We start from the raw sequence: 10,693 nt of genomic DNA, 5'->3' as shown, positions 1-10,693 counted from the left end.
TATTTAAATAATTCTTTATATCATCCACGTGGATAATGTAATCAACTACACATTGGCTATTTTTACTGCTGGCAGCTTTTTTTGTCTTTCTAGGAACTGATTTCAGCCCCACTACAGTAAAAACATCATTTAAACTAACCATTCTGGAAAATTTCACATTACTTTCAAGAACATACCCTTCCTCATCAACTGGTAATGCATCCATAAAACTGTCACGATCTATGTATTCTTTATACACCTTATTATTCTTTTTCGGATAGGCGAAGTATAAGTATCCGTTGTCTTCCAATAATTGTTTTTCGATCACGAATTGTAGCTGCTTAGTGAATTCCTCTAAGCTAAATATAAAAATAAAGATAAGATCGTATTTGGCTTGTTTACTGGATGAATCATATTCTAGTTCACTAAAGTCATTCATGTTTTCAGGTACTTGGAGAATTAGCTTGGTAGGATATTTATTCAAATTCAGTTTTTCGACAATACTTTTCGGTGAATTCATATATTTGCTCCTTCTATAAATACATTCAAGCTGAATCTTTCTAGTTAATTTTAGTTTAAAACCGTTGTGTTAATCAAGCCTTTAGGACGTTTTCCTGACAACGGCTGAAAGTAAGTGTTTAATTTCAAGCCCGGCCATTTTCAGTTGTGATTCTTAAGTGGATGATTTGTGGGGGTGCCACCCTCGCCAGTTATTACGACAATTTGTTGAATGGATCTAAGAAGGAGAATTTATGGAGAAAAGAGAAGATAGGTGGACTTATCATTTTTCTAGCAATTTGCTTTATTTTTGCTATCATCTATATAGCATGCATTCACTTCAAGCAAGCCATAGCTTTTAAATCGAATCATTCCAATTAATAGTCCGCTTCCATTCCAGTATATGTAAAATCCTGTATTAAGATTAAATTTACGCATTTTTATACATTTATAAATGTGGTTGAAAGTAAAAAAATTACAGCTGACGAAATGATTCAGCAACCCGAGTTGATGACTATGATTTTCCATCGGAACGCTTTCAAAGGAAAATTAGGAGCTTTTTTATTTGTTTAGGAGAGGAAAAACATTTCCATACAGACAAATAACGAAGGCAATTATTATGTGCAAATTGAATACGTGGCACTATAGTAACTCACCTATAATTTTGCTAAAATATTAAGAGGAATTAGTTTTTTAGGATAAATGTCATAATGTGAGCTAAAGTTAATTTTCTGAATAATGGAGTAATGTTGCGTTCAGTCTAGGAGGAATTGTCTATGTGGGATTTTGACATGAATATAGATCAAATTGCTAGAATTAAAGTAATTGGCGTTGGCGGCGGGGGGAACAATGCTGTTAACCGGATGATCGAGGATGGAATTCAAGGCGTTGAGTTTATTGCTGTAAATACAGATGCACAGGCTCTTAATCTATCAAAAGCGGAGATAAAGATGCAAATTGGTGCATCCTTGACAAGAGGATTAGGAGCAGGTGCTAATCCTGAAGTAGGGAGAAAGGCTGTTGAAGAGAGTAAAAAGCAGCTTCAAGAGGTTTTAAAAGACGCGGATATGGTGTTCGTAACTGCCGGAATGGGCGGAGGTACAGGAACAGGGGCTGCGCCGGCGATTGCGAAAATTTCTCGTGAGATTGGCGCACTTACGATTGGTGTGGTCACACGTCCTTTCGGATTTGAGGGAAAAAAGCGTGCAGGTAATGCAGCTAGTGGTATAGAGTTAATGAGGGAAGCCGTGGATACATTAATCATTGTTCCAAATGACCGCTTATTACAGATTGTTGATAAAAGAACACCGATGGTTGAAGCATTTCGCGAAGCGGATAATGTCCTCCGTCAGGGTGTTCAAGGGATTTCCGATTTAATTGCTGTCCCAGGTTTAATCAACCTTGATTTTGCTGATGTGAAAGCAATCATGTCCAATCAAGGAACAGCCCTAATGGGAATTGGGATTGCAAAAGGCCCAGACCGTGCTGTTGAGGCAGCAAAAAAAGCAATTTCTAGTCCTCTGCTTGAAACTTCCATCAATGGGGCTCAAGGTGTACTCATGAATATTACAGGAGGCACTAATTTAAGTCTGTATGAAGTACAAGAGGCAGCAGATATTGTTGCAACCGCAGCAGACAAGGAATTAAACATGATTTTTGGTTCTATCATTAACGAGAATTTAAAGGATGAAATAATGATTACTGTGATTGCGACCGGGTTTGTGGAGCAAGACAGGCCATCCGGAAACATGTCTTCTCATGAAGTAAAAACCCGTTCTAGACGTGAACAAATCACTAAGGAAGAATATGTTCAAGACTATGAAGCACAATGGCAGCAGCCTGAAAAACAGCAAATGGATCATCGTTTGCAATCAGAGCAGGAAGATGATTTGCAAAATATCCCGGCATTTTTACGTAACCGAAATAAAAGGTCTAGATAGGATTTTGTAAAAATGAAATAATAAAAACCCCAAATCACGATAGGATTTGGGGTTAGCTTTTGTCTTCTTGTTGCTCAAAGAACGACACAACCAGTTGATTTAGTTTTTGAAAATCCTTTTTTTCATAGATGTTTATGTTCTCTTTTATTGATGAAAGGGCACTTTCGACAATAAATTTTCGCGGCTTCTTGTTGTTTAATAATTCATCATGAATAAAGTCAAGTAACTCCATGTATTTGTTCTGTTCAGTGTTTTGGCTGATAGCCTTTTTTAACAAAAGTATTGTATGGTAAAGTTCCTGTTGAAAAAATTGGTTGCTATTTTGACAATGAGGCAGCCACTGCTCTAAAACCTCTGGGTGAACTAATTGTTCACCTGCTTCTGACACATCATCCACGATCTTCACTGTACGGTCCATACTATATCGAACTGTTTTTTCAAGACTTCTTGTAGTTGAATTATTTGTCATTCCCGAAAATTTAAGGTTGTGGTGTAATATTCCTAAAAATATGATGGCGCAATCTAGCAAATAGGGCTTTTTACTATCGCCGAAGATATCAAGGAATCGTTTGTATACCCATTGGATATTCCTTAATTGTCCTTCTCTAAAAAATTGTTTTAGCTCTTTATCATTTGAAACGAGTGCCTCTTCATAAAGAAATAATAATTTATTTGACTTATTATTTTTCAATTGCATTTCCACTTGTTTGATGAAGATATCAATGTTGGCAGGATCTTCCCCAATGAGTAATTCATTTCGTTCATAATCTAGTTCCTTATGGATCGTTTTAAATAGAGCGATTAATAATTCGTTTTTAGATGAAAAATAGTTATAAAATGTTCCTTTAGAGATTCCGCTGTAATTTAATATATCCTGTTTAGACGTGGCTTGAAATCCTTTGTCAATAAATAATTGACGGGCCACATCAATTACATGCTCTTTCCTGTCATTCATATGATCACCCTTAATCTATGGTTTAGACTGACTGTACAAAAATAATAGTACCTTATTTTTGTACAGGATACAAACCTATTAAATAACAGGATATTTTTTCGTTGCAAAATTTGAACCGATGGTATAAGATATAATTTATTCGAATTTAGAGGTTAAGTTTGGGCCATACGTTAAAGGGGGAATAATAATGGATCAAACCATAAAAAAGCACGATCGTCCGCCGTACGGGATTATTGCGGTATTGATGGTCGGAGCTTTTATTTCATTTTTAAATAATACGTTATTAAACATTGCGCTGCCTTCAATTATGAAGGACTTGAATGTTGAAGCATCCACCGTTCAGTGGTTGACCACAGGTTTTATGTTAGTAAATGGGGTTTTGATCCCTATAAGCGCGTTCTTAATTCAAAAATTTTCTGTTCGGCATATTTTCATAGCCGCTATGGTTTTATTTTCAGCAGGGACAATTCTAGCAGGATTTGCCCATGTCTTTCCTTTTCTATTAGCAGGGCGGATGCTGCAAGCTGCCGGCTCAGCAATTTTAATGCCGTTATTAATGAATGTCATGTTAGTTAGCTTTCCGATAGAAAAAAGAGGAACAGCAATGGGGGTTTTTGGCCTAATTTTAATGTTTGCTCCAGCAATTGGTCCAACATTATCCGGCTGGATTATTGAACATTATGACTGGAGAATGCTTTTCCACTTTATAACACCAATTGCCATTGTCGTCTTATTACTTGGTATTTTCTTATTAAAAGACAAAAAAGAAAAAGTTGATCTAAGCCTTGATTTCTTATCGCTTCTCTTATCAAGTATCGGTTTTGGCGGTATTTTATATGGTTTTAGTTCTGCAGGTAGTAAGGGTTGGGACAGCCCCCAAGTATACGGAACAATTATTGTTGGTGCTATTTCTTTAATAATGTTTATTTTGCGTCAGTTAAAGCTAGAAGAGCCGTTATTAAATTTCAGGATCTATAAATACCCAATGTTTGCCTTATCATCTGTCATCTCCATGGTTGTAAATATGGCATTGTTTAGTGGGATGCTCCTACTTCCCATTTATGTTCAAAACCTTCGCGGCATATCGCCAATGGACGCTGGGCTATTGCTGATGCCTGGGGCGATTTTAATGGCGTTAATGTCACCAATTACAGGGAGGTTATTTGATAAAATTGGCGGTCGGATTCTTGCTGTCATTGGTTTAGCTATTATCGTGGTGACGACATATGGCTTTAGTAAATTAACACTTCAAACTACGTATATGCAACTAATCATTTTATACTCAATCCGTTCATTGGGAATGTCAATGGTTATGATGCCCGTTTCAACAAATGGTCTAAATCAGTTGCCAAAACGATTCTACCCGCATGGTACGGCTATGAACAATACATTAAACCAGGTAGCCGGCGCTATTGGTACTGCATTAATGGTAACCATCATGTCAAATCGTGCAAAATCGCAGGCGATAGAGCTAGGTCAAGAAGCTATGAAACATTTGACAGGAAAGCCGACTCCAGCAGCACTTGCGGAAATGAAGCAGCATGCTATGATGCAAGCAACATTAAATGGAATTAATTACTCTTTCCTAATTGCTACCTTTATTGCGGCCGTAGCTTTAGTACTTGCGTTCTTTATCAAACGCGTTAAACAAGCTGGGGATGAACTAAAAGGAGGAAGTACTTCCAAAGCTGGCGATAAAAAAATCGCTAAAAAATTGGCTGAGAACTAAGGGTTATCTCATTAATGAGATTCATTTAGTACCACCTTTGTCCTTCCTCTGGTGCCTGACACCATTTCTAATATTTACATTATGCTAATGAGTCCATTCCTTTTTAAGGAAGTGGGCTCGTTTTTATTAAAATGAAAATAATATAGGAGTTGAAATTGACGGCTTAATTACCAACAAGAACAGTAATTTTTCTAGGGTGTCAGGCACTTTATTTCCGAAAATTCTCAAAATAAATATTATTGAAAGCGTATGCTATAATGGTTATAAAAACAACAGCAAGGAGTAAATCGCTTATGTTGAAGGATCTATTTATGGGCTTATCCCAAAACCAATTTCTTAATAGTACAGCTAAAAAATATGGTTTAAAAATGGGGGCGCAAAGCGTCGTTGCTGGGACCAATATTCCAGAAGTAATCAAAAGTATTAAAGAACTTAACGCCCACGGGATTTCTTGTACTGTCGATAACTTAGGTGAATTCGTTTTTAAAGAAGAAGAGGCAACTGCGGCGAAAGAACAGATTCTGCAGGTCATTGAGTCAATTCATGAAAATAAAGTGGATGCCCATATTTCATTAAAACCAACTCAAGTGGGATTGGATATTGATTATACTTTTTGTTTGAACAATGTACGAGAGATCGTTGATAAAGCAAGCCAATATGATATGTTTGTCAATATTGATATGGAAGACTTCAAGCATTTAGAGCTTACCTTTAATTTATTGGACGACCTATCGTTTGATTACGATAATGTCGGGACCGTTATTCAGGCATATTTCCATAAAGCACTAGAATATGTTGAAAAATATAAAAATTATCGGATCCGTTTAGTCAAAGGAGCATATAAAGAGTCAGAGAATATTGCTTATCAAGACAAGAAAGATATCGATGCTAATTTTATTACGCTGATTGAATGGCATCTGTTAAACGGAAAATTTACATCTATTGCAACACATGACCATAGAATTATTAATCATGTGAAGGATTTTGTTAAACGGAACAATATTTCTAAAGATAAATACGAATTCCAAATGCTTTATGGTTTTAGAAAAGAGCTGCAGCTAAAACTAGCAAGTGAAGGATATAACTTCTGTACGTATGTTCCTTTTGGAAATGACTGGTACGGATATTTCATGAGACGCTTGGCAGAAAGACCGCAAAATGTAAATCTTGTAGCCAAGCAAGTTTTTAACAAAAAAACCAACACTATCATTGGTGTAGCTGCAGGGGCATTTTTATTAGGAAGATTGACAACGTCTAAGGATAAAAAGAAAAAACGAAAATAATTTAAATGTTGTGCTGCTGTAAAAAGACTACCCGCAAATGGGTAGTTTTTTTTATAACCTAGGCAATGAGTTGGAGAATTTTTACTAAAAATTGTTCCTTATTCTTTATTTTCTGTATTTACAAATTGTTTATGTTTTAAAGAACATTTTTTAAACGTTTTCAAATCAAATAGACAATTGCTTTCATTAAGCAATACACTTGAATTATAGGTACATAACCATGTATTGAATTAAATGTTATTTTGTGAAATATTGAACAATATGATACGAAAATTAGGGTTAAAGGAGAAGGATAATATGGCACAGTATAATTGGTTAGAGGCAATTAACGTTACAGAAGAGATGTTAATAAAAACGGATAACCGACTTCCTGTCATTTGGATTAGTGCTTTAGATTGTACTGGTTGTAAGGAGGCTTTTATTCGGTCCTTTGAACCAAGTACATTGGACACGATCTTGAATTTCATTTCATTGGAATACAGTGAACTTCTTTCTGCAGCAAGTGGCGAACAAATAGAAGAACATAAAGAATCTATTTTTGAAAAAAATAAAGGTGAATATGTCCTTGCGGTTGAAGGCAGTATCCCCGGCAGTGATGAATTTCTTATGATAGCTGGAAAATCAGTAAGAGAAGAGATTATCCATGCAGCAAAACATGCAAAGGCAGTTATTGCTTTTGGAAGCTGCTCAGCATGGGGAGGAATTCCGGCTGCAGGTCTAAATCCAACGAATGCCGTTGATATCAGGGCAATCATTCCGGAGGATGTGCCAGTCGCACTTGTCCCCGGCTGCCCGCCAATTCCAGAGGTCATTATTGGAACACTGCTGCATGTGCATTTTCATGGGGAACTTCCAGACCTCGATAAAAAGCTCCGGCCAAAAGTTTTCTATCAGACAACCGTTCATATGACATGCCACCGTAAACCCTTTTTTGATCAAAAATTATTTGCCCAGTCTTATGATGATGAGGGAGCAAGAAAGGGGTATTGTTTATTTAAAATAGGCTGTAAGGGGCCAACGGCATTTAATGCTTGTGAATCGCTTGGTTACGACCGCTGCATTTCTGCAGGATTTTCTTGTATTGGCTGCTCTGAAAAGGGATTTTGGGACAAAGGCGGATTTTGTAGTAAAAGAAAAAAGTAAACTCACATAGAAGAACACAACTTTTAAGCTTATATCAGTGGTTGTTGTGCCAAACAAAAATAATAAAAGGGCGAATCCGTTTTGGCTTCGCCCAACTGCACCTTTCCTATTATCCTAAATATTTTAACTGTCGTAATAATAGAAAGGGTGTCAGGCACCATTAGTAACAGCGTTGTAGGAGAAATTGGTGTCATCCCATTGATATATGCCTTCTTGGAGTTTAATTATGGAATCAAAAGGGCGTTGGAGAGGGAATTCCTCTTCGAGTTTTAAAGCATTCATGTCATTTTTTTGCTGCTCGATCAATTGTTTTTTTAATTGAAGCATGTCTGCTTTAGAGGCTACGCGAATTATTTTATCTAGGGTGATCTTGTTTTCACTGATTCCATAACTCTTGCAAATGCTCGTTTGAAAACTCTTGTTAAACTGAATCATCATGTGTAAATCATGGATACATGCCACGCCAAAAACTTCTTTAATGACATCCTCATAGCGCAGCTGTGTGCCAGTTGCAAATTTAATGATCTTTTTCTCTGGATTCTCTAAGAAATAAACTGTTTCAATTGAATTTTCCATACATAACACCTTTTCTACAATTAATTTATCGCAAACCTAGTCTATGGACAGTTACATTGAATTGGTAATGAAAAAGAAATTGAACAATTTGTACTGATAATAATGATTTATATGATTTTTACTTTAATCAGTATAACACCTATATATTATAACATACTTTGTTACTGGAACCTTGGAAGTTTCTCTGGTTATGTAGATTTTTGTCGAAAATTCTTCGTGAAAACAGCCAAAAGGAGTTTTAACGGTAATTGTTACCATTCTATATAATCATGAAAAAGTTATAAAATGTTCACTTGAATGTGAGAGGAATTGTTATAAAATAGACTATGTTAAAAACTTCACAAACGTAAAAAGAGAAAAGTTTTGTAAAAAGGAGAACATCTTATGGGATTCAGTAAACCGGAAAAAATATTAGAAATTACAATAGAAAATGGAAAAAAGAAAACAAAATATTCTCCTGTCCAAACGATGATTTTAGGTTTTGAGGCAGGTGCATTTATTGCACTAGGATATTTGTTATTCATTCGTGTAACGGCAACGCTATCACCTAGTTTAGAGGGGTTAAGCAGTTTGATCGGCGCATCTGTTTTTCCAATCGGACTTATTCTTACCTTACTTGCGGGTGGCGAACTTTTAACAGGTAATATGATGGCTGTGCCGCTTGCAAGGATGGCGAAAAAGGTCAGCACCTATAGCGTACTGTATAATTGGTTTCTCGTTACGGTCAGTAACTTTGTCGGTGCAATTTTTGTTGCCTACTTTTTCGGTCATCTTGTTGGACTTACGGAAACGGGACCATACCTTGCAAAGACAATTAGTGTTGCAGAGCACAAACTTGATGCATCCTTTTTGCAAGCCTTTATTTCTGGGATTGGCTGTAATTGGCTGGTTGCTGCAGCCGTATGGCTTTCTTACGGTGCGAATGATATGGGCGGAAAAATTGCCGGTATTTGGTTTCCAACAATGACATTCGTTGCGATCGGATTTCAACACGTAGTCGCGAATATGTTTGTCATTCCGGCAGCAATCTTTGCAGGCCATTTTACTTGGATTGAATATTTGCATAATTTTATCCCGGTCTTTCTAGGAAATGCCGTTGGCGGAACCATATTTATTGCGATGGCTTATTGGTACGCGTATAGGAAAAATGAACCGACATATTCTGATTCAAAGGTTATCAAATCAATAGAAAAAGCGGGATAAAATTATTTTTAGTAATGAAATGTCAGCAGTAGTGGAACGTATGTTCCTCTGCTGCTTTTTTTTACTCTTAGCTCCGATACTTTTCATTAATTATGGTAATCGCTCGGTAATATTGACATGCTGAAAGGAATAAAATGGGTGAATGGGAATAATTCCACACAAGTAACCACGTTTTTTTCGTCTAACATCAAAGAAAAAAGGAAAGAGGAGAAGTTGAGGGAAATGGCTAATCGGACATTGGCAATTTCAATATTATTAGCAGGTAGTTTAATAGGACTGACGGGCTGTACAGAAAAACCGGCAAAGGAAACCTCTCAAGAAGGAAAGGTTTCCAGCCCACAAAAGAAGCCGAATCAAAAGCCGCGAGAAGAACCTCAAAAGGTAGAAGAACAAAAGCCAATTGTAGTAAATGTCATCGACCCAAATACGAAAACCATTTTAAAAACCTTTTTACCGTTAGATTTGGGATTTAAGACTGATCCAGAAGCATATAAAAAGGAAATGGAAAAGTGGGCGAAGGATTTAGCAAGAGGAACAGAAACTCTGATCGGATATGATCAACGAATGGTTCTTGATAAGATTGATGCAAATGGTCAAATCATTAAAGGAAAGCCGCAGATTATTTTAGATGAAAAAGAATTAGTGGAAAGAGTTATGATGGCCTCCATCAAAGGCGGTGATGTAGAGCTCCCGCTATCTATGACTGAAAGCGGCTATAAGCCTGAAGATGTTGCCTATTTAAATGAAGTAGTCCTTGCTTCCTTTTCGACTTACTTTAATAGCAGCGTGGCGGGTCGGGCGAAAAATATTGAGCTATCGGCACTAGCCATTGATAATATCATAGTTGGAACTGAGGATATTTTTTCTTTTAATACGACTGTTGGCCCGCTGAACATGGGTATCAGCCAGCAAAGGAGATCGTAAATAAGCAATTGGTCGATGGAATAGGCGGTGGTATATGTCAGACATCTTCCACGTTGTTTAATGCGGTTGATCAAGTAGGTGTAAGTTATGTCGAAAAGCATCACCATTCCTTGTCTGTCGGATATGTTCCGGTAGGGCGGGATGCGACCGTTTCATTCGGTGGTCCTGACTTTCGCTTTCAAAATACTACCGGTGTACCGTTTATCATTAAAACGATATACGGCAAAGGAAAATTAACAGTTGAAGTGAGAACATCTGCAGCATATCAAAGCCTGATCGCAAAAGGGAATTAGGAAATCAACCTTGCTAATATTTTTAAGATGCCTACCAGAAGTATTCAACAAACCAGTTGAATCTTCAGGTGGGTTCTTGCTGTTTTGAAAAATATGTATATTCCTTTTAAATGGCAAAAATAAATAGCTTGGGATCTTTTTTGAAAATACGAAAAAGGATGAACTGAAAC

General features: G+C 36.7%; 10 protein-coding genes. 7 read left to right on the top strand and 3 right to left on the bottom strand.

Features of this window, described 5'->3' with window-relative positions; genetic code table 11:
• A partial coding sequence (locus tag V7150_RS16085; RefSeq protein WP_335520300.1) for a hypothetical protein occupies positions 1-499 on the bottom strand: 499 nt, incomplete at its 3' end.
• Positions 500-1,253: 754 nt separating this feature from the next.
• Here V7150_RS16085 and ftsZ point away from each other — a divergent pair.
• Positions 1,254-2,417: a cell division protein FtsZ gene (gene ftsZ, locus V7150_RS16080; protein WP_335520297.1), complete on the top strand. Its 1,164-nt coding sequence runs from the start codon at positions 1,254-1,256 to the stop codon at positions 2,415-2,417.
• Between the two features lie 52 nt (positions 2,418-2,469).
• Here the strand turns inward: ftsZ and V7150_RS16075 are convergent, their stop codons facing one another.
• Complete coding sequence (locus V7150_RS16075) at positions 2,470-3,372, bottom strand: TetR/AcrR family transcriptional regulator (RefSeq protein WP_335520294.1); 903 nt, start codon at positions 3,370-3,372, stop codon at positions 2,470-2,472.
• Between the two features lie 187 nt (positions 3,373-3,559).
• Here V7150_RS16075 and V7150_RS16070 point away from each other — a divergent pair, with 187 nt between their 5' ends.
• From V7150_RS16070 to V7150_RS16060, 3 genes are all read left to right on the top strand, one after another.
• Entirely contained in the window at positions 3,560-5,101 is a 1,542-nt protein-coding gene (locus V7150_RS16070) for a DHA2 family efflux MFS transporter permease subunit (RefSeq protein WP_335520292.1), read from the top strand.
• 293 nt (positions 5,102-5,394) lie between these two features.
• A complete protein-coding gene (locus V7150_RS16065; RefSeq protein ID WP_335520350.1) occupies positions 5,395-6,384 on the top strand; it encodes a proline dehydrogenase family protein in 990 nt (329 codons plus the stop codon).
• A gap of 297 nt (positions 6,385-6,681) precedes the next feature.
• Positions 6,682-7,527 carry a hydrogenase small subunit gene (locus tag V7150_RS16060; RefSeq protein ID WP_335520291.1) on the top strand — a complete coding sequence of 282 codons (846 nt, stop codon included), beginning with the start codon at positions 6,682-6,684 and terminating at the stop codon, positions 7,525-7,527.
• A 150-nt stretch (positions 7,528-7,677) separates the two neighbouring features.
• Here V7150_RS16060 and V7150_RS16055 read toward each other — a convergent pair whose 3' ends face one another.
• Positions 7,678-8,103 (bottom strand): hypothetical protein, encoded by a 426-nt coding sequence (locus V7150_RS16055; RefSeq protein WP_335520288.1) that lies wholly within the window; start codon positions 8,101-8,103, stop codon positions 7,678-7,680.
• 384 nt (positions 8,104-8,487) lie between these two features.
• On the opposite strand from V7150_RS16055, the gene V7150_RS16050 reads away from it, so the two are divergent.
• The 3 genes from V7150_RS16050 to V7150_RS16040 all read left to right on the top strand — a co-directional run bounded on the left by V7150_RS16050 (position 8,488) and on the right by V7150_RS16040 (position 10,523).
• Positions 8,488-9,306: a formate/nitrite transporter family protein gene (locus V7150_RS16050; protein ID WP_335520286.1), complete on the top strand. Its 819-nt coding sequence runs from the start codon at positions 8,488-8,490 to the stop codon at positions 9,304-9,306.
• 222 nt (positions 9,307-9,528) lie between these two features.
• Positions 9,529-10,230 (top strand): hypothetical protein, encoded by a 702-nt coding sequence (locus tag V7150_RS16045; RefSeq protein ID WP_335520283.1) that lies wholly within the window; start codon positions 9,529-9,531, stop codon positions 10,228-10,230.
• An 8-nt stretch (positions 10,231-10,238) separates the two neighbouring features.
• Positions 10,239-10,523, top strand: coding sequence for a VanW family protein (locus V7150_RS16040; protein ID WP_335520280.1), 285 nt, complete (start codon positions 10,239-10,241; stop codon positions 10,521-10,523).
• The last annotated feature ends 170 nt before the right edge of the window (positions 10,524-10,693 follow it).

The sequence above is a fragment of the Neobacillus drentensis genome (assembly GCF_036965245.1).
Lineage (GTDB): Bacteria > Bacillota > Bacilli > Bacillales > Cytobacillaceae > Neobacillus > Neobacillus drentensis_G.
The sequence above is the reverse complement of the archived record's forward strand: the minus strand, read 5'-3'. Positions and strand labels throughout refer to the sequence as shown.

Coding starts and splice junctions, on each gene's coding strand:
- V7150_RS16050 (WP_335520286.1), top strand. CDS start 8,488: ATGGGATTCAGTAAACCGGAAAAAATATTAGAAATTACAATAGAAAAT.
- V7150_RS16065 (WP_335520350.1), top strand. CDS start 5,395: ATGTTGAAGGATCTATTTATGGGCTTATCCCAAAACCAATTTCTTAAT.
- V7150_RS16060 (WP_335520291.1), top strand. CDS start 6,682: ATGGCACAGTATAATTGGTTAGAGGCAATTAACGTTACAGAAGAGATG.
- V7150_RS16045 (WP_335520283.1), top strand. CDS start 9,529: ATGGCTAATCGGACATTGGCAATTTCAATATTATTAGCAGGTAGTTTA.
- V7150_RS16055 (WP_335520288.1), bottom strand. CDS start 8,103: ATGGAAAATTCAATTGAAACAGTTTATTTCTTAGAGAATCCAGAGAAA.
- V7150_RS16070 (WP_335520292.1), top strand. CDS start 3,560: ATGGATCAAACCATAAAAAAGCACGATCGTCCGCCGTACGGGATTATT.
- V7150_RS16075 (WP_335520294.1), bottom strand. CDS start 3,372: ATGAATGACAGGAAAGAGCATGTAATTGATGTGGCCCGTCAATTATTT.
- ftsZ (WP_335520297.1), top strand. CDS start 1,254: ATGTGGGATTTTGACATGAATATAGATCAAATTGCTAGAATTAAAGTA.